Annotated in this window: 23 protein-coding genes; 18 read left to right on the forward strand and 5 right to left on the reverse strand. The window is 61.6% G+C overall.

The features are described 5' to 3' along the window. The first annotated feature begins 37 nt into the window (after positions 1 to 37). The 3 genes from bkdR (at position 38) to IWW33_RS18625 (ending at position 3,426) form a co-directional block, all read left to right on the forward strand. The gene (bkdR, locus tag IWW33_RS18615; RefSeq protein WP_012315571.1) at positions 38 to 523 is read left to right on the forward strand and encodes a Bkd operon transcriptional regulator BkdR; all 486 of its coding nucleotides are present in this window, start codon (positions 38 to 40) and stop codon (positions 521 to 523) included. Between the two features lie 199 nt (positions 524 to 722). Beyond that, complete coding sequence (locus tag IWW33_RS18620) at positions 723 to 1,964, forward strand: glutamine synthetase family protein (RefSeq protein WP_174142121.1); 1,242 nt, start codon at positions 723 to 725, stop codon at positions 1,962 to 1,964. Between the two features lie 130 nt (positions 1,965 to 2,094). Beyond that, positions 2,095 to 3,426: an MFS transporter gene (locus IWW33_RS18625; RefSeq protein WP_046785382.1), complete on the forward strand. Its 1,332-nt coding sequence runs from the start codon at positions 2,095 to 2,097 to the stop codon at positions 3,424 to 3,426. A 213-nt stretch (positions 3,427 to 3,639) separates the two neighbouring features. Here the strand turns inward: IWW33_RS18625 and IWW33_RS18630 are convergent, their stop codons facing one another. The 4 genes from IWW33_RS18630 to flgA form a co-directional block, all read right to left on the reverse strand. Continuing rightward, positions 3,640 to 4,383, reverse strand: a complete 744-nt coding sequence (locus IWW33_RS18630) for a flagellar brake protein (protein ID WP_115274168.1) — start codon at positions 4,381 to 4,383, stop codon at positions 3,640 to 3,642. Between the two features lie 80 nt (positions 4,384 to 4,463). Further along, on the reverse strand, positions 4,464 to 4,931 hold the full coding sequence (locus IWW33_RS18635; protein ID WP_119687565.1) for a flagellar protein FlgN: 468 nt from the start codon (positions 4,929 to 4,931) through the stop codon (positions 4,464 to 4,466). Positions 4,932 to 4,980: 49 nt separating this feature from the next. Further along, a complete protein-coding gene (gene flgM, locus IWW33_RS18640) occupies positions 4,981 to 5,292 on the reverse strand; it encodes a flagellar biosynthesis anti-sigma factor FlgM (protein ID WP_046785380.1) in 312 nt (103 codons plus the stop codon). Positions 5,293 to 5,442: 150 nt separating this feature from the next. Next, positions 5,443 to 6,195: a flagellar basal body P-ring formation chaperone FlgA gene (gene flgA, locus IWW33_RS18645; RefSeq protein WP_046785379.1), complete on the reverse strand. Its 753-nt coding sequence runs from the start codon at positions 6,193 to 6,195 to the stop codon at positions 5,443 to 5,445. 78 nt (positions 6,196 to 6,273) lie between these two features. Here flgA and IWW33_RS18650 point away from each other — a divergent pair, with 78 nt between their 5' ends. After that, entirely contained in the window at positions 6,274 to 7,203 is a 930-nt protein-coding gene (locus IWW33_RS18650) for a chemotaxis protein CheV (protein WP_039601392.1), read from the forward strand. Between the two features lie 51 nt (positions 7,204 to 7,254). After that, complete coding sequence (cheR, locus tag IWW33_RS18655) at positions 7,255 to 8,082, forward strand: protein-glutamate O-methyltransferase CheR (RefSeq protein ID WP_115274170.1); 828 nt, start codon at positions 7,255 to 7,257, stop codon at positions 8,080 to 8,082. Here cheR and IWW33_RS18660 read toward each other — a convergent pair. Further along, a complete protein-coding gene (locus IWW33_RS18660; protein WP_147405220.1) occupies positions 8,063 to 8,305 on the reverse strand; it encodes a hypothetical protein in 243 nt (80 codons plus the stop codon). The two genes, cheR and IWW33_RS18660, sit on opposite strands and share 20 nt — an antisense overlap. Before the next feature lie 102 nt (positions 8,306 to 8,407). On the opposite strand from IWW33_RS18660, the gene flgB reads away from it, so the two are divergent. The 13 genes from flgB to IWW33_RS18725 all read left to right on the forward strand — a co-directional run bounded on the left by flgB (position 8,408) and on the right by IWW33_RS18725 (position 23,918). Then, a complete protein-coding gene (gene flgB / locus IWW33_RS18665; RefSeq protein WP_012315562.1) occupies positions 8,408 to 8,818 on the forward strand; it encodes a flagellar basal body rod protein FlgB in 411 nt (136 codons plus the stop codon). Positions 8,819 to 8,820: 2 nt separating this feature from the next. Then, positions 8,821 to 9,264, forward strand: a complete 444-nt coding sequence (gene flgC / locus IWW33_RS18670; protein WP_012315561.1) for a flagellar basal body rod protein FlgC — start codon at positions 8,821 to 8,823, stop codon at positions 9,262 to 9,264. A 15-nt stretch (positions 9,265 to 9,279) separates the two neighbouring features. After that, positions 9,280 to 9,987, forward strand: a complete 708-nt coding sequence (gene flgD / locus IWW33_RS18675) for a flagellar hook assembly protein FlgD (RefSeq protein ID WP_174142103.1) — start codon at positions 9,280 to 9,282, stop codon at positions 9,985 to 9,987. Positions 9,988 to 10,017: 30 nt separating this feature from the next. Continuing rightward, complete coding sequence (flgE, locus tag IWW33_RS18680) at positions 10,018 to 11,373, forward strand: flagellar hook protein FlgE (protein WP_115274172.1); 1,356 nt, start codon at positions 10,018 to 10,020, stop codon at positions 11,371 to 11,373. 73 nt (positions 11,374 to 11,446) lie between these two features. Beyond that, complete coding sequence (locus IWW33_RS18685) at positions 11,447 to 11,632, forward strand: hypothetical protein (RefSeq protein WP_012315558.1); 186 nt, start codon at positions 11,447 to 11,449, stop codon at positions 11,630 to 11,632. A gap of 333 nt (positions 11,633 to 11,965) precedes the next feature. Beyond that, positions 11,966 to 12,706: a flagellar basal-body rod protein FlgF gene (flgF, locus tag IWW33_RS18690; protein ID WP_119687563.1), complete on the forward strand. Its 741-nt coding sequence runs from the start codon at positions 11,966 to 11,968 to the stop codon at positions 12,704 to 12,706. A gap of 47 nt (positions 12,707 to 12,753) precedes the next feature. Beyond that, the gene (gene flgG / locus IWW33_RS18695; RefSeq protein ID WP_012315556.1) at positions 12,754 to 13,539 is read left to right on the forward strand and encodes a flagellar basal-body rod protein FlgG; all 786 of its coding nucleotides are present in this window, start codon (positions 12,754 to 12,756) and stop codon (positions 13,537 to 13,539) included. A 34-nt stretch (positions 13,540 to 13,573) separates the two neighbouring features. Continuing rightward, positions 13,574 to 14,269 (forward strand): flagellar basal body L-ring protein FlgH, encoded by a 696-nt coding sequence (flgH, locus tag IWW33_RS18700; protein ID WP_161871692.1) that lies wholly within the window; start codon positions 13,574 to 13,576, stop codon positions 14,267 to 14,269. A gap of 12 nt (positions 14,270 to 14,281) precedes the next feature. Beyond that, positions 14,282 to 15,391: a flagellar basal body P-ring protein FlgI gene (locus IWW33_RS18705; protein ID WP_046785428.1), complete on the forward strand. Its 1,110-nt coding sequence runs from the start codon at positions 14,282 to 14,284 to the stop codon at positions 15,389 to 15,391. 11 nt (positions 15,392 to 15,402) lie between these two features. Beyond that, positions 15,403 to 16,569, forward strand: a complete 1,167-nt coding sequence (gene flgJ / locus IWW33_RS18710; protein WP_125924750.1) for a flagellar assembly peptidoglycan hydrolase FlgJ — start codon at positions 15,403 to 15,405, stop codon at positions 16,567 to 16,569. 12 nt (positions 16,570 to 16,581) lie between these two features. Next, entirely contained in the window at positions 16,582 to 18,630 is a 2,049-nt protein-coding gene (gene flgK / locus IWW33_RS18715) for a flagellar hook-associated protein FlgK (RefSeq protein WP_125924749.1), read from the forward strand. A gap of 13 nt (positions 18,631 to 18,643) precedes the next feature. Further along, positions 18,644 to 20,218, forward strand: coding sequence for a flagellar hook-associated protein 3 (locus IWW33_RS18720; protein WP_119687560.1), 1,575 nt, complete (start codon positions 18,644 to 18,646; stop codon positions 20,216 to 20,218). Between the two features lie 118 nt (positions 20,219 to 20,336). Beyond that, positions 20,337 to 23,918 (forward strand): glycosyltransferase, encoded by a 3,582-nt coding sequence (locus IWW33_RS18725; RefSeq protein WP_174142102.1) that lies wholly within the window; start codon positions 20,337 to 20,339, stop codon positions 23,916 to 23,918. The last annotated feature ends 95 nt before the right edge of the window (positions 23,919 to 24,013 follow it).

The raw sequence follows: 24,013 nt of genomic DNA on the forward strand, positions 1-24,013 counted from the left end.
ATTCCGCATAAACACAAAAAACCGGTGATTTTGTCTCATGCGCAAACTCGATCGTACCGATATCGGCATTCTCAACAGCCTTCAGGACAACGCCCGCATCACCAACGCAGAACTTGCGCGGTCGGTGAACCTGTCGCCCACGCCCTGTTTCAACCGGGTCAAGGCCATGGAAGAGCTTGGCGTGATCCGCCAGCAGGTGACCTTGCTGTCGCCAGAGGTGCTGGGGCTGGATGTCAACGTGTTCATCCATGTCAGCCTGGAGAAGCAGGTAGAGCAGGCGCTGCACCGCTTCGAGGAAGAAATCGCCGAGCGGCCGGAGGTGATGGAGTGCTACCTGATGACCGGCGACCCCGATTATTTGTTACGGGTGCTGTTGCCGAGCATCCAGGCGCTGGAGCGGTTTCTCGATTACCTGACGCGGCTGCCGGGGGTGGCGAACATACGGTCGAGCTTTGCCTTGAAGCAGGTGCGGTATAAAACGGCGCTGCCATTGCCGTCCAATGGCATGACCCTGCGCGAGTGAGGGGGCAAGAACTGCATCGTTGCGGATGCAGGTGCTTGATATTTTAAACACCCCCAGCCTATGTTGTTGCCAGCCCATAACAACAAGGACAAGCGTCATGACCACCGCAGCCCCGCGCTCGCTCGCCGAGCACCTCCAGGGCATCGACCAGATCGAATGTGTCACTCCCGACCTTAACGGTGTCCCTCGTGGCAAGGTCATGACTGCCGAAGGCTTCCTCGAAGGCAGGCGCCTGCAAATGGCACGTGGCGTCTTGTTGCAATGCATCATGGGGGGCTACCCGCCAGCGAAATACTACGGCAGCGACGATGGCGATCTGGCCCTGGTGGCGGAGCCTGCGCAGATCCACCGCTTGCCCTGGAGCGAGGAGGGCCTGGCGCTGGCGATCTGCGATGCCAATGAGCTCGATGGCCGGCCGTCAGGGCTGTCCACCCGCGGGCTGCTCAAAGCGGTGATCGCCCGCTACGCCGCTTTGGGCCTGGCGCCGGTCGTTGCAACCGAGCTGGAGTTCTTCGTCTTTGCGCCCAACAGTGACCCTGTACAGCCATTTTTGCCGCCGTTGGGCAAGGATGGCCGCCGCGAGCTCGGCCACTCGGCATTCAGTGTCAGTTCCAACAACGGCCTGCGGCCGTTCTTTCAGGAGGTTTATCAGTGCATGGCGGCGCTGGGCCTGCCGCGCGACACCTTCATGCATGAAATGGGCGTCAGCCAGTTCGAAATCAACCTGCTGCACGGTGACCCCTTGTTGCTGGCCGACCAGACCTTCCTGTTCAAGCACCTGCTCAAGGAAGTCGCGCTCAAGCATGGCCTGACAGTGGTGTGCATGGCCAAGCCCCTGGCGCATACGCCGGGCAGCTCGATGCATATTCATCAGAGCCTGGTGGAGATCGCCACGGGGCGAAACGTGTTCAGCGATGACCAGGGGCGGCCGAGCCAGACCTTCCATCATTTCATAGGCGGCCTGCAGGCGTGCATGGCCGATTTCACCGCGCTGTTCGCGCCCAATGTCAACTCGTACCAGCGGCTGTGCCATCCGTATGCGTCGCCGAACAATGCCTGTTGGTCGGAGGACAACCGCGCTGCGGGGCTGCGTATTCCGGCCAGCGCCCCCGTAGCGCGGCGGGTCGAGAACCGCCTGCCGGGTGCAGATGCAAACCCCTACCTGGCCATTGCCGCCAGCCTGGCAGCCGGCCTGCACGGCATCGAGCAGCGCCTGGAGCCTGCACCGGCCATCCAGGGTGAGTTCGAGGTGCCTGAGCACCTGAGCCTGCCATGCACCCCGCATGCGGCGCTGGAGCGTCTCAAGCGCAGCGCCTTGGCCCGGGAACTGTTCGGGGCTGAGTTCATCGAAGGTTACGCTGCCACCAAGACGCTCGAGTTGACTGATTTCTACAACGAGATCACGCCGTGGGAGCGGCGAGTGTTGGCGGCACAAGCCTGAGCGCGACACGAACGCTACTGCGCGCGCCCCTGTTCTGCTATTTCGCAGGCAGGGGACTGCGCCGCGGCTGATTTGCTTTTATGCTTGCCAGCAAGCCAACGCCACCTGACCAGGGAGCCCGACGGGACGTATGCGAAACATCTGGAAGCCGTTTCAGTCGTTGTATTTCGCTGCCTTGATGATGCTTATCGGCTCGGGTCTGCTCAGTACTTACCTGGCACTGCGCCTGGCGGCCGATCATGTCGACAGCCTGTGGGTCGGTGCCTTGATGGCGGCCAACTATTTCGGCCTGGCTGTTGGCGGCAAGGTTGGCCACCGACTGATCGGCCGGGTAGGGCACATCCGGGCCTATACCACCTGCGCCGGAATCGTCTGCGCGGCAGTGCTGGGCCATGGCATGACCAACTGGCTACCGGCCTGGGTCGGGCTGCGGATGCTCGTTGGCCTGGGCATGATGTGCCAGTACATGGTCATCGAAAGCTGGCTCAACGAGCAGGCCGACGCCAAGCACCGCGGCGCGGTGTTCGGCGGCTACATGATTGCCTCCTACCTGGGGCTGGTGCTCGGTCAGCTGATTCTGGTGGTGCACCCCGAGCTTGGCCCTGAGCTGTTGATGCTGGTCGCGATGTGCTTCGCCCTGTGCCTGGTGCCGGTGGCGATGACCCGGCGCATTCACCCGGCGCCGCTGCGCCCGGCACCGATGGAGCCTAAATTCTTCATCAAGCGCGTGCCGCAGTCGCTGAGCACCGTGCTCGGTTCGGGTTTGATCGTCGGCTCCTTCTACGGCCTGGCGCCGCTGTATGCGTCCAGCCAGGGGCTTTCTACCGAACAGATCGGCTTGTTCATGGGTAGCTGCATCTTTGCCGGGCTGCTGGTGCAGTGGCCGTTGGGCTGGTTGTCCGACCGTTATGACCGGGCCGTGCTGATCCGCAGCGTGGCTGTGGGCCTGGCGCTGGCGGCGGCGCCGCTGGCGATCCTGCCCAATGTGCCACTGGAGTTGCTGTTCGGTATCGGCTTTCTGATTTCGCTGCTGCAGTTCTGCCTTTATCCCCTGGCTGTCGCTTTTTCCAATGACCACGTGGAAAGCGAGCGGCGTGTCTCCTTGACCGCCATGCTGCTGGTCACCTACGGCGTGGGGGCGTGCATCGGGCCGCTGGCGGCGGGGGTGCTGATGAAGGTGCTGGGCGCACAGATGCTGTATGCCTTCTTCGTGTTCTTCGCGCTGGTGCTGGTGTGGCGGATTCGCCCGAAGGCGGTCACCGGGCTGCACCAGGTACAGGATGCGCCGCTGGGGCACGTGGCCATGCCGGCGGCGGGTTCGCCGTTGTCGGCGGCGCTCGACCCGCGTGTGGATGAACAGACCGTGCAGGAGGTGATGCAGGCGCCGGTGGCGGCTGAAGATACCGAGGCGGAAGAGAAGGCCGAACCGGCTGACCCGGGCGAGGTTAGCAAGCCGGTTTGAGGCGGGGCCGGGGTAGGCACAAAAAAATTAGCTTTATTAGGGCTGCTGCGCAGCCCATCGCCGGCAAGCCGGCTCCTACAGGTACAGCGCAGACTTCAAGAGCTGCGCAGACCTGTGGGAGCCGGCTTGCCGGCGATGGGCCGCAAAGCGGCGCTAAATCGCTTGAAAGCCTGGCATTAGTCTTGAGGTGGCGTTTGCGCGTTCGGCAGGCGATCAATAATCGTCTTTATCGAACCGCCGCGCTTCGCGCTGCAACTGGTATACGAAGCTCTCTATCTTGCGCTGCGCCTGCCCATTGAGGTTATGGAAACGCACGCCGGCAAAGGTGGTGTTGATCCGCTCTTCGTAATGCAGGTGGCGCAGCTCGACCATGGTGTCCACCAGCCCCAGCGGGCTGCTGGCCTTGAAGCGCTCGTAAACCTGGCCCAGTTGCAGGCGCTCCTCGACATTGCCTTCAAAGCGCAGTTTGCAGCCCGTGGCGGAGATGTCCAGCAGCTTGCCGCGCAAGGCGCCATTGCCCTTGAGGTGGGTGCCGTCGAGAATCACATCGACCAGCTGCGACAGCTTCAGCGCGGCGCGAAATGCATTGCGGCGCTGGTGGTAGGTCATCTCGTCCGGCAGGGCACCGCGGTATGAGCGGTGGCCATCGACCTCGGTGATCCTCAGTTCGTGGTTGCACTCCCACGCAATGCGTACGCCGTCGTGGAAACCTTCGACGCGGAACGGCTCGCCGTTCTCGATGAATTTTTCGCCATCGCGCGGGATCATCTCGTCCAGCGCCAAGGTATTGCTGTCACGGTCCACATGAACCACGTAGCTCTGAAAGCGCTGGCTGCGCTCATGGAAGGTGATGATCAAAGGATCATGGCTCTCCATCAACTGGCGCAGGTTGGCCGCAATCTCCAAAGGAGTGTTCAGCACCTTTGGCGGCTGCGGAGCATCGGTCTCATTGAACACGGGTTATCAATCTCCAGGCAAAAACGACACACGCAAGTAACGGCATTTTGCCAGTATGTTCCGTGCCTTGATAGAACTAATCACACTTGGCTGAGCGCCCGGGGCTTGGCCAATGGCGAGGTGGCGCCACGGCTGTCGTAGAGCGACGGAGAGTCGCCGCCCATGAGGATTCTGATCTGGTTGGCTGTGACGTGCTGTTGTACCTGAACGATCCTGCCATTGGTCTCGTTGACCTTCTGACAGGTTTCCATCAATTCGGTCAGCACGTTGAGTTGTTGCATGATGACTTCACCGTTCGGCGACTGCGCAGCGACGGCCTGCACCCCGGCGCGGTCGGCGCTGAGGCCGAGGCTGGTGAGCAGGTTATGGCGGCGGATGCCTTGCTGCTCGAGCAGAACGATCAGCGATTGCTTGCGGGCCAGGATGCCCTCCAGCGGCGCCATATCGCGCCCGTGCAGGGCGACTGCCTCCTGCTCAAGCAGGTCGAGCAGCTCCTGGGTAGGGGCGATGTCGTCTTCGATCAGTTGCAGCAATGTGATGTCGTGCATGGCTAACTCTTGGCTTTTCAAGCGTCCGTGAAGTCAGCGCGCCGAACGGTCAGCGCTGGGCTTCGAAATCGAGCAGTTTGCTGGCGACCCGGCCGGCATCGACCTGGTAGCTGCCATCTGCGATCGCCTGTTTCAACTGTGCCACGCGGGCATTGTCGACAACGGGCTGGTCGCGCAGCTTGTCGCTGACCTTTTGCAACTGCTGGGCCTCTTGGCTGAGGTGTACCGCTTCTCCGCTGGCGCTTGCGCTTTTCGGCGCGGTGGTTTCGCCGGACTTGTCGGCGTTGCCGGGCGCGGCATTGCCGCGAACGCCGCCCGTGATGGACGGAGAGTTATTCAAACGACTGAAGTCGATGACCATGATCAGAAACCCCTGGGTATTTGGACGCTTGCCATGTTTTCGGCCATCCCGAAAGAAACTTTAGGCACAAATGCTTAGCCGCCTGTCGGCAAGCCCGCGAACCCGTTCTGACACAGTTTAGGAAAAGCGGTTGCACACCGCCAGCCCAATCTACATGGCGACCTCCACTTGGCCGGGGGCCGTGACCCGGGCCTTCACTACCCGCTGCGAATTCAGGTTGCGCACCCGGATCTGTTCGCCCTGGCCGCCCTTGCTGAGGGCCTCGCCGGGCATACGTACGGCGAGGCTGCCGCTGCGGGCGATGATCACCACATGATCGCCCTTGCGTATCACTTCGGCCTGCTCCAGGTGCTGCGGGGTCAGCACCTGGTCGATCACCGTCGGGCGCAGCATCTTCATGCCGACCGCCTGGTCGAGGTCGGTGAGAAAGCCTTGGGTGAGGGTGCCAACGTCACGTTCGCGCAGGGCCACGTCACCTTCGCCAACGATATTCTGGCGCTTCAGCGGGCGGGTAACCACCACCACATCGCGGAACAGCCGCACTGTTGCCGGTACGAAGACGGTCCACGGCGCGGCGCCGTTGCAGGCTACACGTATCGTTACACGCCCCAGTGGCTGCGCCGGGCTTTCCAGCGAGGCGTCCAGTTGCTGGCTGCACAGGGGCATGCGCAGGCGCGGGTCGAGCGAGTTGACCTGTATTTCGTAGCGGCCTGCTGTCTGGGTCGTGGCCAGGTAATCCTCTACGGTGAATTCAAGAAACCCTTGGGTGACACCGATAAGCTGTTCAGGCAAGGTAACCGCGTCCGCCAGCGTGCGAGCGCCGGGTGCCAGCAGGCACAGCGCAGCCAGCGAGCCGCTCAGCAGGTGCGTCAGTCGTCGGAAAATTGTCGTTTTCGTGTACATGACGCTCAAAAAAGCAAAGCCCGTGCCGACTCGCTGTAGGAGTGGCTACGAAATGGCAGAAAGAAAAAGGAGTCAGGCATGGCGGGGGTTATGGATTCAGTCAACCAGCGCACACAGCTGGTTGGGCAGAATCGCCTGGAGTTGCTGCTGTTCCGCCTCAATGGCGCGCAGCTTTACGGCATCAACGTGTTCAAGGTCCGCGAGGTGCTGCAATGCCCTGAGCTGACCGTGCTGCCCAAGTCCCACCCGGTGGTGCGTGGTGTGGCCAACATTCGTGGGGCGACCATTCCGATTCTCGACCTGTCGATGGCCACCGGTTTGCCCGGGCTGAAGGAAGAGACTCGCAACAGCTTCGTGATCATCACCGAGTACAACACCAAGACCCAGGGTTTTCTGGTGCACTCGGTGGAGCGCATCGTCAACATGAACTGGGAAGAGATCCACCCGCCACCCAAGGGCACCGGCCGCGATCACTACCTGACTGCGGTCACCCGGGTGGACAACCGCATGGTTGAAATCATCGACGTGGAAAAGGTGCTGGCCGAGGTGGCGCCGTCGTCCGAGTCGGTGTCAGCCGGTGTGGTCGATGCCGAGACGCAGGACAAGGCCGTACTGCTGCGTGTGCTGACCGTCGATGATTCGTCGGTGGCGCGCAAGCAGGTCAGCCGCTGCCTGCAGACGGTCGGTGTCGAGGTGGTGGCGCTCAATGATGGGCGCCAGGCTCTGGACTACCTGCGCAAGCTGGTGGACGAGGGCAAGCGGCCGGAAGAAGAGTTCCTGATGATGATTTCGGACATCGAGATGCCAGAGATGGACGGCTATACGCTGACGGCCGAGATCCGCAGTGACCCGCGCATGCAAAAACTGCATATCTGCCTGCATACTTCGTTGTCCGGGGTGTTCAACCAGGCGATGGTCAAGAAGGTCGGTGCCGATGACTTCCTGGCCAAGTTCAAGCCGGACGACCTGGCCCAGCGCGTGGTCGACCGGATCAAGGCAACGCATTGAAGTAGCCGGGAGGCGACTCCCGGTACCTGTGATTGAAAAGAGGCCGCAGTAGTGTCTACGGGTAATTTGGATTTCGAACAGTTCCGGGTATTCCTGGAGAAAGCCTGTGGCATCCTGCTGGGTGAGAACAAGCAGTACCTGGTCTCCAGCCGACTGAACAAGCTGATGGAGCAGCAGGGCATCAAGAGCCTGGGTGAGCTGGTGCAGCGCATCCAGGCCCAGCCACGTGGCGGCTTGCGCGAGCAGGTGGTGGATGCGATGACCACCAACGAAACCTTGTGGTTTCGCGATACCTACCCATTCGAAGTGCTGAAGAACAAGGTCATTCCCGAGTTCATCAAGAACAACCCCGGCCAGCGCCTGCGCATGTGGTCGGCGGCCTGCTCGTCGGGCCAGGAGCCGTACTCCATTTCGATGGCCATCGATGAGTTCGAGCGCGCCAACCTGGGCCAGTTGAAGATGGGTGCGCAGATCGTTGCCACCGACCTGTCCGGTTCGATGCTGAACAACTGCAAGACCGGCGAGTACGACAGCCTGGCGATCGCCCGTGGCCTGTCCCAGGAGCGCTTGCAGCGCTACTTCGACACCAAGGGGCCAGGGCGCTGGGCGGTGAAACCGGCCATTCGCAGCCGGGTCGAGTTCCGCTCGTTCAACCTGCTCGACAGCTATGCCGCGCTGGGCAAGTTCGACATCGTGTTTTGCCGGAATGTGTTGATCTATTTCTCGGCACAGGTGAAGAAAGACATCTTGCTGCGTATTCACAGCACCCTGAAGCCGGGTGGGTATCTTTTCCTGGGGGCGTCCGAGGCGCTCAATGGTTTGCCGGACCATTACCAGATGGTGCAGTGCAGCCCGGGAATCATTTACCAGGCCAAGTGATGGGCTGCGGGCTGTTTTGGGAAGCCTGACATCGAGCGCCGCCAGCGCGGCGTTCGATCTCAAGAAACCCGCACTCTAAAAGCAGGCCTTTTGCACCCCGTCGCCACTCACGCCGCTTGACGTCAATTTTTTGTTTTGCCGCTTTTGCCGCCCGGCAATTGCCGCTTTCCCTTCTCCAGGCGGAAGCCTTTTGCCGCTTTTCTGGCATCGCGCCATCAGCCATCCCTGCTCCAGCCCAATGTTTCCGGCCTTTCAAAACATTGGCACAGCCCTTGCTATAGCTTGGCCAACGATATTCCGGTCAACCTTCGAAGGTTTCCCCGACATGAGCATCAGTTTCGACAAGGCGCTTGGCATCCATGAAAAGGCCCTGGGCTTCCGCGCCCAGCGCGCCGAAGTGCTGGCCAACAACATCGCCAACGCTGACACGCCCAATTACAAGGCGCGTGACATGGACTTCTCTTCGGTGCTCGCCGCCGAAAGCCAGAAGCAGCAGAGCGGTGGCCGCTTTGCCATGGACCGTACCAACAGCCGCCACATCGAGGCCGAAGGCCTGGCAATGGCCGACGACACGCTGCAGTACCGCACGCCGACGCAGCCGTCGATCGACCAGAACACCGTGGACGCCCAGATCGAGCAATCGAACTACACGGAAAACGCCATTGGCTTCCAGGCCAGCTTTACCCTGCTCAACAGTAAATTCAAAGGGCTGGTATCGGCCCTGCGCGGAGAATGACCATGTCCCTGTCCAGTGTTTTCAACATTGCCGGTAGCGGCATGAGTGCGCAGAACACCCGCCTCAACACCGTTGCTTCCAACATCGCCAACGCCGAGACCGTTTCGTCGAGCATCGACCAGACCTACCGCGCGCGGCACCCGGTGTTTGCCACCACCTTCCAGAATGCGCAAGCCGGCGGCAGCCAGTCGCTGTTCGAAGATCAGGGTGAGGCAGGGCAGGGTGTGCAGGTCAAGGGCATCATCGAAGACCAGAGCAACCTCGAAGCACGCTACGAGCCCAACCATCCGGCGGCGAACAAGGACGGTTACGTCTACTACCCGAACGTCAATGTGGTCGAGGAGATGGCTGACATGATCTCCGCCAGCCGCGCGTTCCAGACCAACGCCGAGCTGATGAACACCGCCAAGAACATGATGCAGAAAGTACTGACCCTGGGTCAGTGATAAGGAATCCAGACCATGGCAGTCGATAGCACCAGCGGTGTGAACCTCAATGATGTCCTGACTGCGTCGGGCGTCGGTGGCACCGCCAAGAAAGCCACCGATACCGCGTCCAAGACCGGTACCGACGCGCTTGGCAAGGACGCGTTCCTGCAGTTGCTGGTTACCCAGATGCAGCACCAGAACCCGCTGGACCCGCAGGAGAACGGCGAGTTCGTGGCCCAGTTGGCGCAGTTTAGCAGCCTGGAAGGCATCACCTCCCTGAACGAATCGGTCAGCAGCATCACCAATGCCATGGCTTCGTCCCAGGCCCTTCAGGCCTCGTCACTGGTCGGCCGTTCGGTGGTGGTGCAGAACGACAAGGCGGTGGTCGATACCACCCAGAGCTTCAATGCGCAGTTCGTCGTGCCGCAGGCAATCAGTGAAGCGAAGATCACCATCAAGGACAAGGACGGCAACACCGTCAAGACCATCGAGTTGGGCGAGCAGGCAGCCGGTTATGCCGATTTCATCTGGGACGGCACCAACAACAGTGGCGAGAAGGTCGACCCGGGTACCTACACCTTCACCGCCAGCACCACCGTGGATGGCCAGTCGGTGCAGATGAGCACGCTGCTGCCAGCGAAGGTGACCAGTGTCAGCTTCAATGCCACCGGCGAAATGGTGCTCAACCTTGCGGGCGTCGGCAAGGTCTCCCTCTCTGACGTACAAACCATCGGTATCTAAGGCCCGCTAGCGCGGCACAGGAGCGAATTCATGTCTTTCAATATCGGCCTTAGCGGTCTGTACGCAGCCAACAAGCAGCTGGACGTTACCGGCAACAACATCGCCAACGTCAATACCACCGGCTTCAAATCCTCGCGTGCCGAGTTCGCCGACGTCTATGCTGGCGCCAATCGCCTGGGTGTGGGCAAGAACCAGGTCGGCAACGGCGTGCGTCTGGCGGCGATCTCGCAGCAGTTCTCCCAGGGCGACGTCAATAACACGGGTAACGTGCTGGACATGGGTATCCAGGGGCAGGGCTTTTTCGTCCTCTCCGACAACGGCTCGCGTGTCTACACCCGTGCCGGTGCTTTCCAGGCCGACAAGAACAACTTCGTGGTCACCTCGGACGGCCTGCGCCTGCAAGGCTACGCTGCCGATGCGACCGGCAAGATCCAGAAGGGCGTGCTGACCGACCTGCAGATCGATACGTCGGCGCTGCAGCCCAAGGCCACCTCGCTGATCGACCAAGGCATCAACCTGAATTCGTCGGCCACCGACATTCCGTTGGAAATCGATGATGGTACGGGCGCCATGGTGCCGAACCTGCCGTTCGATCCTACCGACGAGACGACCTATTCCAAGTCGTTCCCGACCAAGGTGTACGACAGCCAGGGTAACGAGCACACCATGGAGCAGTTCTACCGCAAAACCGGTACGAACGAATGGACCATGTACACGTTGGTCGACGGTCGTAACCCGTTCGATCCTGCTTCCACCACGCCGCTGACCGGCACCATCAGTTTCAGCAGCGATGGTTCTGTCAGCAGCATGACTGCCGATAACACAGGGCACCCGGCGGGTGCATCGTTCACCGTGACCAACAACACCTTCACCATGACTGGTTGGGTGCCGGCGGTGGAAGATGCGGCGGGCAACTGGGCGTCCAATGGCGCTGCCGGCAACGCCGACGGCATGAAACTGTCGATGAACAGCACCACGTCCTACAACACCGAGACCGCGCGCATGTCGCAGTCCCAGGATGGCTACGCCACCGGTATCCTCTCGAGCCTGAGCATCGACTCCACTGGTGTGCTGTTCGCCAGCTTCAGCAACCAGCAGTCGCGCGCCATTGGCCAGGTGGCACTGGCCAGTTTCGCCAACGAGCAGGGGCTGCAGCAGATCGGTGGCACCCGCTGGACCGAAACCTTCTCTTCCGGCATTCCCGGCATCGATGAGCCCAAGACCGGTACGCTGGGTAGCGTCGAGTCCAATGCGCTGGAGGCTTCGAACGTCAACCTGACCCAGGAGCTGGTCGAGCTGATCAAGGCGCAGAGCAATTACCAGGCGAACGCCAAGACCATCTCCACCGAAAGCACCATCATGCAGACCATCATTCAGATGACTTGATGGTCGCGGGTTAATGGTGTGAAGGCGAACCCCTTTGTCGTGAAGGGGTTTGTCGTTTTTGCAGGAGTGTTTCATGAAAAGGTTGCTTGTCGCGTTGCTCGCTGCCTTCTGCCTGTATCAGGCGCAGGCCGGTACTGCGCCCTGGTGGCGCTGGGAAAGCCAGGTGGATGGGCGCTTGGTGTGCTCGCAGTGGTCGCCGGGGGATGGTTGGAAGCGCTTTGCCGGGCCCTACAACAATGGCGGTTGCCGCGATCGGTGATTGCCTGCACCGGCCTCATCGCCGGCAAGCCGGCTCCCACAGGAATTGCGTTAACTTCTAGAAATTGGGTAAGACATTTGCCCCCACAATATCCGCAGCGCTGCTAAACCCTGTGGGAGCCGGCTTGCCGGCGATGAGGCCGGTGCAAGCACCTGCTTTGCCGCTACCGGCAACCCGGCGCCGGATAACCGGCGTTCTCATGGTCGGCAGCTCCCCTCAAAGCCTGTATTTACGGGCTATTCCACGATTTCAAAAAGTTGGTTCGGAACTTGCTTGAGTGCCTGCACAGCAACGGCGAGCGGCAAGCAATCGCCAGTGCAGCGGAGGATGACTGTGGACAAGATGCTTTACGTGGCCATGACCGGCGCCAGCCAGAACGCGCTGGCGCAGAAGGCCCATGCCAACAACCTGGCGAACATTTCCACCAATGGTTTCCAGCGTGACCTGGAGCAGGCGCGCTCGATGCCGGTGTTTGGTGACAGCTTTCCGTCGCGGGCGTATGCCATGACCGAGCGTCCTGCCACCGACTTCAGTGAAGGGCCCATGGTCGAGACCGGGCGTGACCTGGATGTGGCGGTGGCGGGGCAGGGCTTCATTGCCGTGCAGGCCCCCGATGGCAGCGAAGCCTACGTGCGTACCGGTAGCCTGAACATCGATGCCCTCGGCGTGCTGCGCGCCGGCAATGGCATGCCGGTGATCGGCAACGGCGGCCCGATCGCCATTCCGCCAGAGCAGAAGGTCGAAGTCGGCGCTGACGGCACCATCAGCATCCGCTCCATGGGTGAAGACCCGCGGGTGATGGCTGAAGTCGACCGGATCAAGCTGGTCAACCCGGACACCAAAGGCCTGACCAAGGGCCTGGACGGGCTGATCCACACCGCCAGCGGCCAGCCGGCTGCTGCCGACGTCAACGTCAAGGTCGTATCGGGCTTCCTGGAGGGCAGCAACGTCAATGCCGTCGAAGAGATGACGTCGGTGCTGGCGCTTTCTCGCCAATTCGAACTGCACGTGAAAATGATGAACGCGGCCAAGGAAGGCGACGAAGCCATGGCGCGTGTTTTGCAACTCGGCTAACCACACTTGAACGGGTGCCGTAAAACAGGCGCACGAGGAGAATACTGATGCTTCCGGCTCTTTGGGTCGCTAAAACCGGCCTGTCCGCCCAGGACACCAACCTGACGGTCATTTCCAACAACCTGGCCAACGTGTCGACCACCGGCTTCAAGCGTGACCGCGCCGAGTTCCAGGACCTGCTGTACCAGATCAAACGCCAGCCAGGCGCGCAGTCCACCCAGGACAGCGAACTGCCGTCGGGCCTGCAGGTCGGTACCGGTGTGCGCATCGTCGGCACTCAGAAAAACTTCCAGACCGGCAGCCTGCAGACCACCGAAAACCCGCTGGACATGGCGGTCAACGGCCGTGGTTTCTTCCAGGTGCTGCAGCCGGACGGTACGGTTTCGTACACCCGTGACGGTACCTTCCACCTGAACTCCGACGGCCAGATCGTCACCGCCAATGGCTTTGCGCTGGAGCCTGCGGTGGTCGTGCCGAACGACGCCCAGACCTTCACCGTCGGCCAGGACGGCACCGTGTCGATCACCACTGCTGGCAACCCGGCAGCGCAGGTGATCGGCAACATCCAGACCGCCGACTTCATCAACCCGGCCGGCCTGCAGGCGATCGGCGACAACCTGTTCCTGGAAACCGCTGCCAGTGGTGCCCCACAGGTCGGTACCCCAGGCCTGAACGGCTTCGGCACCACCCTGCAGCAGACCCTGGAAAACTCCAACGTCAGCACCGTGGAAGAGCTGGTGAACATGATCACCACTCAGCGCGCCTACGAGATGAACTCCAAGGTCATCTCCACCGCCGACCAGATGCTGTCGTTCGTCACCCAGCAGCTGTAAGCCCAAGTCCCTGTTACACCGTGAGGTAAGCGTCATGAATCGTCTGTTGTCCGTGTTCGCCCTGGGGGGGGCGGTGTTGCTGGCTGGTTGCGTCGCACCGACGGCCAAGCCCAACGACCCGTACTACGCGCCGGTTTTGCCGCGCACCCCGTTGCCGGCAGCGGCCAACAACGGTTCGATCTACCAGGCCGGTTTCGAGCAGAACCTGTACAGCGACCGTAAGGCGTTCCGCGTCGGTGACATCATCACCATCACGCTCAACGAACGCACCTCGGCCAGCAAGAATGCCGGTTCGCAGATCCAGAAGGACAGCAGCGCCAACATCGGCCTGACCTCGCTGTTCGGTGCCACGCCGAGCACCAACAACCCGTTCGGCAGCGGCGATCTGTCGCTGGAAGCGGGCTACAGCGGTGAACGCGCCACCAAGGGCGACAGCAAGGCTACCCAAGGCAATACGCTGACGGGTTCGGTCACTGTCACCGTCGCTGAAGTGCTGCCCAACGGCATCATCGCCGTGCGTGGTGAGAAGTGGATGACCCTGAACACCGGCGAAGAGCTGGTGCGCATCGCCGGCCTGATCCGCGCCGACGACATCGCCACCGATAACACAGTGCCGTCCACCCGTGTGGCCGATGCGCGCATCACCTATTCGGGTACCGGTTCCTTCGCCGACGCCAGCCAGCCTGGTTGGCTGGACCGTTTCTTCCTCAGCCCGCTTTGGCCCTTCTGAGTACGGATGAACATGTTCAACGTCAGGCAACTGATTGCCGCAACCTTGCTTCTGTCCTGTGCGTTCGGCGCCCATGCCGAGCGCCTGAAGGACATCGCCAGTATCTCGGGCGTGCGTTCCAACCAGTTGATCGGTTACGGCCTGGTGGTGGGGCTCAACGGCACGGGTGACCAGACCACCCAGACGCCATTCACCCTGCAGACGTTCAACAACATGCTGTCGCAGTTCGGCATCAAAGTGCCCGCCGGCTCCGGCAACGTGCAGCTGAAAAACGTCGCTGCGGTGTCGGTGCATGCCGACCTGCCGCCATTCGCCAAGCCGGGCCAGGTGGTGGACATTACCGTGTCCTCGATCGGCAACTCCAAGAGCCTGCGCGGCGGCAGCCTGCTGATGACGCCGCTCAAGGGTATCGACGGCAACGTCTATGCGATCGCCCAGGGCAACCTGGTGGTCGGCGGCTTCGATGCCGAAGGCCGCGATGGCTCGAAGATCACCGTCAACGTTCCGTCAGCTGGCCGTATCCCGGGTGGCGCTTCGGTGGAGCGTGCAGTACCGAGTGGTTTCAACCAGGGCAATAGTCTGACGTTGAACCTCAACCGGCCCGACTTCACCACCGCCAAGCGTATCGTCGACAAGGTCAACGAACTGCTGGGCCCAGGCGTGGCCCAGGCCGTGGATGGCGGCTCGGTGCGCGTCAGCGCGCCGATGGACCCGACTCAGCGTGTGGACTACCTGTCGATCCTTGAAAACCTGGAGATCGACCCGGGCCAGGCTGTTGCCAAGGTCATCATCAATTCGCGTACCGGCACCATCGTGATCGGCCAGAACGTCAAGGTCTCGCCGGCCGCGGTGACCCACGGCAGCCTGACCGTGACCATCACCGAAGACCCGATCGTCAGCCAGCCGGGGCCGTTCTCCAATGGTGAGACGGCCGTGGTGCCGCGCTCGCGGGTCAACGCGCAACAGGAAGCCAAGCCGATGTTCAAGTTCGGCCCGGGCACCACGCTGGATGAAATCGTCCGTGCGGTGAACCAGGTGGGCGCAGCGCCCAGCGACCTGATGGCCATCCTCGAAGCCCTGAAACAGGCCGGCGCCTTGCAGGCCGACCTGATCGTGATCTGAGGACGCCACGCATGAACTCGAAAAGCCTGGTTTCCAGCGCGGCCGACAGCGGCGCCTACACCGACCTCAATCGCCTGAGCTCGCTCAAGCACGGTGATCGCGACAGCGACGCCAACGTGCGCAAGGTGGCCCAGGAGTTCGAGTCGCTGTTCATCAGCGAAATGCTCAAGGCCTCGCGCAAGGCCAGTGATGTACTGGCCGATGACAACCCGATGAACAGCGCGACGGTCAAGCAGTACCGCGACATGTACGACCAGCAGCTGGCCGTGAGCATGTCCCGCGAGGGCGGCGGTATCGGCCTGCAGGACGTGCTGGTGCGCCAGCTGTCGAAGAACAAGAGCGCGCCGGTCAACACCAGCCCGTTCCCGCGTATCGAGGGCAGTGCGCCGGCGCTGTGGGGCAACAAGGTAGCCGAGCCGGTACATGCCGCGCAGTCGGCTGCCAGCCGCAACGACGTTGCCGCGCTCAATTCACGGCGCCTGGCGTTGCCGGGCAAGCTGACCGACCGCTTGCTGGCCGGTATCGTGCCCTCGGCGGACAATCCGGCGGCGGCCACCAATACCGCCGCCGTGCCGGCCCGCGATGGGCAGCAGGTGGCCCAGAGCTTTGCCGTGCCCGAACGCGGCCTGCGCATCACCGGCCGTGCCGTGGCGCAGCCACCCTTGGCGCCGAACAAAGCGTTCGCCGACAGCGACGCGTTCGTCGCCACCATGCTGCCGATGGCCGAACAGGCCGCCAAGCGTATCGGTGTCGACCCGCGTTACCTGGTGGCCCAGGCCGCCCTGGAAACCGGTTGGGGCAAGTCGGTCATGCGCAACAGCGATGGCAGCAGCAGCCACAACCTGTTCGGCATCAAGGCCACGGGCAATTGGGAAGGCGATTCGGCGCGGGCGATCACCAGCGAGTTCCGTGACGGCCAGTTCGTCAAGGAGACGGCAGCGTTCCGCTCGTACGATTCCTATCAGGACAGCTTCCACGACCTGGTGAGCCTGCTGCAGAACAATTCCCGCTATCAAGAAGCGGTGAAGGCGGCCGATAAGCCAGAACAGTTCGTGCAAGAGTTGCAAAAGGCCGGGTACGCCACCGACCCGAATTACGCCAGCAAGATCTCGCAGATCGCAAGACAGATGAAGTCGTACGAGAGCTATGCATCGCTCGGTACCACAACACCACTTTAAGGGTATGGAAACATGGCGAGTTTGATCAACATTGGCATGTCGGGGTTGTCGGCCTCCCAGTCGGGTCTGCATACCACAGGCAACAACATCGCCAACGCCGATGTCGCCGGGTACTCCCGTCAGCAGAACATCCAGCGTGCCAAGGGTTCGCTTCAGGAAGGCCAGTTGTTCATGGGCACCGGTACGACGCTGGCGGATGTGCGCCGGGTGTACAACGCCTTCCTGGATGCACAGTTGCAGACCGCCACCTCGCTCAACAGTGACAGCACCGCCTACCTGAATCAGGTCACGCCGCTCAACAACTTGTTGTCTGACAGCAACACCGGTATCACTGGCGCGCTGACCAACTTCTTTTCTGCCTTGCAGAGCGCCGCCAACAAACCGACCGAAGATGCTTCCCGCCAGCTGTTGTTAAGCAATGCCGATGCGTTGGCCAATCGTTTCAACAGCCTGTCTGCCCAGTTCAAGGAGCAGAACACCAACATCAATGGCAACTTGAGCTCGATGACCGCCCGGATCAACGAGCTGACCTCCAGTATCGCGCAGTACAACGAGCAGATTTCCAAGGTTTCGGCAGTCAATGGTCAGCCCAACGACCTGCTCGATCAGCGCAACGAGGCCGTGCGCCAGCTCAATGAGTTGGTGGGCGTGCAAACCGTCGAGCGTGACGGCAATATCGACGTCTACCTGAAGAACGGCCAGTCGCTGGTACTGGGCAAGACCACCAACAAGATGAGCGCTGAACCCAGCGCCACCGACCCTACGCAGTTTGCGATCAAGCTCGATCGTGGCAGCACCACCATGGACATCACCAACAGCATCACCGGTGGTGAAATGGGTGGGCTGTTGCGCTACCGCAGTGAAACCCTGGCGCCGGCCATGAACGAGCTGGGTCGTATCGCGCTGGTGGTGTCGCAGCAGATCAACTCGCAGCTCGGCCAAGGTATCGACAAGAACGGTGAATTCGGCGCTGCTCTGTTTGGCGACATCAATAGCGACAAAGCCATGTCTGCGCGCAGCACTGCCAAGATTGGCAATGCTGGCGACGCCGCCCTGAACGTTGTCATCCGCGATACCGGCAAGCTGAGCACCAGTGACTATCAGGTGACGTTCGTCGGCCCGACCGCGGACAAGTTCCAGGTCAAGAAGCTGCCTGACGGCACGGACATGGGCACCTACAGCACCAACGACGACCCGGCACCGGTGATCGACGGTTTCAGCATCGACCTCAAGAGCGGTACTGCTGCAGTGGGGGACAGCTTCAAGATCACCCCGACCCGCAATGCCTCGGCAGAAATCGATGTGGTGCTCACTGACGCCAAGCGGCTGGCCTTGGCCGCACCGCTGACCGCCACATCCGGCAGCGGCAATTCCGGTACCGGTGTGATCACCCAGCCGGTTCTGACCTCGGTGCTGGACATCGCCGACCCTGCCCAGCGTCTGGAGCTGCAAACCGGCATAAAGTATTCCACCCCGGTGCGCCTGGTGTTCGGTGACGAAACCACCTCACCGCAAACCTACGAAGCCTTCGATGCCAAGGGCAACAGCATTGGCACCGGCACCTTCATTCCGGGGCAAAGCAATACCCTGAAGCTCGATGTGCCAATGATCGATGCCTCGGGCAACCCGATCAATGACGCCAGCGGCGTCCAGAAGTCATTCAGCTTCGAGATGGATGTAGCCGGCTCGCCCAAGAATGGCGACAGCTTTACCGTATCGTTGACCGGCGCAGGCTCCTCGGACAACCGCAATGCACTGTCCCTGCAGGAGCTGCAGACCAAACAGACGATGGACATCGGTTCGACCAAGGGCATCAGCATTACCGATGCCTACGGCAAACTGGTGGAAAGTGTGGGTGCCCAGGCCAAGCAGGGCCAGATGGATACCCAGGCAACCGGCGTCATCCTTACCCAGGCTGCCGGTGCCCGTGATTCGTTGTCCGGCGTGCAGCTGGATGAAGAAGCCAGCAACCTGATCAAGTACCAGCAGTACTACACGGCCTCGTCGCAGATCATCAAGACGGCGCAGGACATCTTCAACACCCTGATCGCTGCGCTTTAAGGAGTATTGATCCATGCGTATTTCCACGGCCCAGTTCTACCAGACCAGCGCGGCGAACTACCAGCGCAACTATTCCAACCTGATCAAGACCAACGAAGAGGCCAGTTCCTTCGTCAGGGTCAATACCGCTGCCGATGATCCGGTGGGGGCTGCACGTCTGCTGCAGCTGGGTAATCAGGCAGACATGCTGGCCCAGTACAAGACCAACGCGACAAACATCACCAACTCGCTGAACCAGACCGAGACCACGCTCAATTCGATCAACACGATCCTGACGCGGGTCAACGAGCTGGCGATCGAGTCGGGTAATGCCGGCTACACCGACACCGAACGCAAGGCCAAGGCAGCCGAGCTGGGGCAGTTGGAAGACCAGCTGTTGAGCCTCATGAACAGCCGTGATGAGAACGGCCAGTACCTGTTTGCCGGTTCCAGTACCGACACCGCGCCGTTCGTGCGCAATGCCGATGGTACCTATTCTTATCAAGGTGACCAGACCCAGCTGGAGCTGCAGGTTGGTGACATGCTCAAGATGGCCGGCAACAGCTCTGGCTATAGCGTATTCGAGCAAGCCCTCAACACCAGCCGCACCGAAACCAGCCTGAGCGCCCCCGCGGTGGATGATGGCCGCGTGAAGCTGTCCAATGGGCAAGTGTCCGGCAGCGTCACGTACAACGATCGCTTCCGCAGTGGTCAGCCGTACACAGTCACCATGCTCAGCAGTACCGAGTTCAGCATCACCGACAGCTTGGGCAACGATGTGACCGCCGAGGCCACCCAGGGCGGTAAATTTGATCCCGATACCGTAGGCGGATCGATGATCAGCTTCCGTGGTGTGGACATGCGGCTGAACATCAACCTTCAGGACGGCGACGTTCCGGATGCAGCGGTGGCAGGTCATACCTTCACCCTGCAAAGCAAGCCCGATACCATCACTGCGACCCGTAGCCCGGGCAACCCGTCGAGTGCTCAGGTATCGTCGATCAGCATCACTGATCCGGCCCAGTACAAAGCGATGTTTCCCAATGGCGGTGCGGTCATCAAGTTCACCAGCGCCACGGACTTCGAACTCTATGCCCAGCCGCTGACCGCTGACAGCCGCCCGGTGGCCAGTGGTGCCATGACTGGCAACGTCGCCTCGGCTGCCGGTGTGGACTTCACCTTCACCAGCACGCCCGCGCAGCAGTCCGGTGACCAGTACGTGGTGAACGTCGACAACCACCAGACCCAGAACGTTCTGGACACCGTCGCCCAGTTGCGTACGGCGTTGAGCAAGCCGATCGACGGCGACAACGCGGCCTACCAGCAACTGCGTGCAGACCTGGATTCGGCCATCGCCAATATCCAGAGCGGTCAGGACGCGCTCAACACGGCAGTCACCGATATCGGTGCCCGTGGCAAGGCGCTGGAAATCCAGCAAAACACCAACGAGAGTCTGAGCATTGCCAACAGCACCACGCAGTCGTCGATCCGTGACTCGGACCCTGCCACCGTGCTGGTCCGCCTTACCCAGCAGCAGACCTTGCTTCAGGCTTCGCAGGCGGCTTTCGCACGCGTCAGCCAGCTGAGCCTGTTCAACGCCATCGGTTAAGTGCGCCCGTCGCCTTCACCGCTTATCCCTCGGGTACGCGGTGAAGGCGCATTGATTTCCCCGTAGTATCGACTGTTCTGAATTCCCTGCGGGCAGTCATCGGTCGAGAGATTTCCTCGTGAACCCAGCCCCTCTAGTCAGCCTCGTCATTCCCGCCTGCAACCCCCGTTACTTCCGTACTGCTCTGGTCAGCGCCCTGGCTCAGGATTACGCAAACCTCGAAGTCATCGTCTGCGACGACAGCCCAGGTACGCAGATCGAGGCGGTGGTCGATGAGCTGCGCAGTCTTGCACGTCATCCACTGATTTACTTGCGTAACCCGCAACCGCTGGGTTTTGCCGGGAATTTGCAACACGGGCTGGAGCAGAGCCAGGGCGACTACATCAAGTTCCTCTGTGACGATGACCGCCTGATGGCCGATTGCGTGTCCAGCCAGGTGCGACTGTTCCAGGCCCATGACGATGTCAGCCTGGTCGCGGCCAGGCGCCACCAGGTCGATGCTGAAGATCACATTTTGCCGCAGCGTCTGGAAACCAGCCCGGTCACGTTTGGCGACACACTGTTCAACGGTGACGACCTGCTGGATTTCTTCGAGACCCGCCAGCTCAACTTCATCGGCGGGCTGAGCAGCGTGCTGGTGCGTACCCGCGATCTGCGTGAATTGCTGCCTGCGCTGGCGCCGGGCTTTGTGGCAATGCTCGATTTCGTGTTGTTCGTGTGCCTGCTGCGTCGCGGCCATCTGGGCGTGACCGCCGGGGTGCACTGTGTCGAGCGGGTTCATCCCGACCAATTGCGTCGCCAGAGCGATGTGAAGGCTGCCGCTACCAGTGAATCACAACACCTGCGCGACATGTTCGCCGCGCGCACTGCAGTACGTGAGCCGTTCTCCGGTTGGGTGCGGGTGCAAATCCTCCAGGGCGACGAGGGCGATACCCAGCGTATCTGGGAGAACCTGTTCCTGATCCATACCCTGCGCTGCTTGCAGGCGATCCAGGAATCTCATGTCGGCAGCGACAGCGACAGTTTTGCCGAGCTGTACAGCAAATGGCTGGCCTGCCGACAGGATCCGCTGGTGCTCGCGCGTCTGATGCGCCTTAGCGAGCACTGGCCAACTCGTCCGCGAATCGTGCCCGTGGTTATCGACAGCGAGGGTGATGCACAAGCTCTGCAGGTTACCCTGGACAGCATTGAGCGCCAGGCCTATGGCGCAGAGATGACGCTGGTATTGTCCAGCGCGCCGCTGCCAGGCGGCCCAGATGTTCGCAGGGTCCACCAGCCATTGCAGGCCGACTGGGCTGAACAACTGAACACGGCGTTTGACCAGTTGGGCGAGGTGGACTGGATCTACCTGCTGCGTGCTGGCGACCGGCTCAATGCCTTCAGCCTGATGCTCCTGGCCGAGCGGGTCGTATCGCGCCCGCAGATCGCCTGCTGCTATGGCGATGAGGGGGGCGTGCGGGATGAGGCGTCCGTAGAGCCGGTGTTCAAGCCCGACTTCAACCTCGATTTGATGCGCGGCTACCCCTATACCGGTCGCATGCTGGCGTTCTCGCTTGACGCCTTGCGGGTACTGGGCGGTTTCACGCCCGGATATCGCGAGCTGGCGCCGCACGATCTGCTCTGGCGTCTTGTGGAAAGCCGCGGCCCCCATGCCATCGAGCACATTCCGGAAGTGCTGGCCGAAAGCGCGTTCAGCTACGCTGCCTGGCTGTCTTCGCAGGCAGTGGTTGAGGAAAATCCGAAACTGCTGGATGCCCACCTCAAGCGCTTGGGCGTGACCTACCGGCTGCAGAACAGTGGCGGGGCAATCAACCAGGTCCGCTACCTGCACGCCACCCAGCCACTGGTAAGCCTGGTGATCAGTGCCCAGGACCAGTTGCCTGCCCTCGAGCGCTGCCTGGAAAGCGTGCTTGAGAAGACCGCCTACGGTCACTACGAAGTGCTGATTGTCGACAATGCCAGTCAAGGTGCCGAGACTCACGCCTGGCTCAGCGCCCTTCAACAGCTGGGCGAAGACAAGTTGCGGGTCCTGATGCTGGGCGAGCAGGCCAGCTTCGCCGCTGTGCAGAACCTTGCCGCGCAACACGCCCGGGGTGAATACCTGCTGATGCTGAGCCCGTTCGCTGTGGTCACCGAGCCAGACTGGCTCGACGCACTGCTCAGCCATGGCCAGCGCCCTGAAGTCGGAGCGGTGGGTGCCAAGCTCTGCAACGCCCACGGTCTGATCGTGCATGCGGGCGGCGTGCTGGGCCTGCGTGGCGCCGTGGGGTCGCCGTTCGTGGGCGAGCCGATGGAGGCGGGCGGTTACATGCAGCGCTTGCAAGTGGCGCAGAATTATTCTGCTGTCGGGGCTGATTGCCTGTTGGTGCGCAAAGAGCTGTTCCTGTCGTTGGGCGGGCTCAATGAAAGCGTCTTCAGCCTGGCCTTCAGCGATATCGACCTGGGCCTGCGCCTGGGCGAAGCCGGGTACCTTGTGGTGTGGGCGCCGGATGCCCGGCTGGTACTGGACCCGCCAGCGCCGGCGGCGATCGATGCGCAGGCTGAAGCCGAGCGCCAGGCCCGGCTGGCGCAGCAGCATGATGCCTTCTTCAAGGCCTGGATGCCGGTGGTAGCGCGTGACCCCGCTTACAATATCAACCTGTCCCTGAACGGCTCCAGCTTCTGCCTGGATCCGGGCCTCAAGGCCGCCTGGACGCCTTTCGTCAGCCGTCCACTGCCCCATGTGCTGGCGTTGCCAATGAACAAGACTGCGGTCGGGCATTACCGGGTGATCCAGCCGCTGGTCGAGCTGGAGAAGGCTGGCTGGGTGACCCAGCAGCAGTACTTCGAGATACCGAGCAACGTCGAGCTGGAACGCAGCTCGCCGGATGTGGCAATTCTGCAGGGGCGTTATACCGAAGGGTTCGTCAAGGAGATCGAGCGCCTCAAGACCTTCTCCAAGGGCTTTTGCATCTACGAGCTGGACGACTACGTGATTGATGTGCCGAAGAAGAACGGGCACCTCAAGCACACGCCAAAAGATCTGGAAAAATCCCTGCGCCGAGGTATCGAACGCTGTGATCGGCTGGTGGTGTCGACCCAGGCGCTGGCGGATGCCCTGCATGACACCCATAGCGATATCCGGGTAATGCCGAACATGCTGGCCGAGCAGCTCTGGACCGGTTTGCGTAGCCAGCGCCGCAGCGCGCGCAAGCCGCGGGTGGGTTGGGGCGGTGGCACCAGCCATACCGGCGACCTGGAAGTGATTGCCGAGGTGGTCAAGACCTTGGCGAACGAAGTCCAATGGGTGTTCTTCGGTATGTGTCCGCCGGCATTGCGGCCCTACATCAGCGAGTTCCATCCGCCGGTGCCGCTGGAGCTGTACCCGGCCAAGCTCGCCAGCCTGAACCTGGACCTGGCCTTGGCGCCACTGGAGTATCACATCTTCAATGACTGCAAGAGCAACTTGCGCTTGCTGGAATACGGCGCGTGCGGGTACCCGGTGATCGTCACCGATACCCGTGCCTATGAAGGCTACTTGCCGTGCACGCGGATCAAGACCAACAGCACCGCCGAGTGGCTGGAGGCGATCCGCATGCACCTGGCGGACCCTGACGAAAGTTTCCGCCAGGGCGACCGTCTGAAGCAGGAAGTGCTGCGTGACTATGTGCTGCGCGAAGAGCACGTTCAGCATTGGTACAGCGGCTGGATGCCGGGCTGACTGCGGGGTGTATGGACGACACCAGTAAAGCGCCTTCTGGCGCGTTTCCTGCAAGCCCCCCGTCATATCGCCATAAATCGTGCAGCCACACGACT

This window comes from Pseudomonas sp. M2 (genome assembly GCF_015751845.1).
GTDB classification, from domain to species: domain Bacteria; phylum Pseudomonadota; class Gammaproteobacteria; order Pseudomonadales; family Pseudomonadaceae; genus Aquipseudomonas; species Aquipseudomonas putida_E.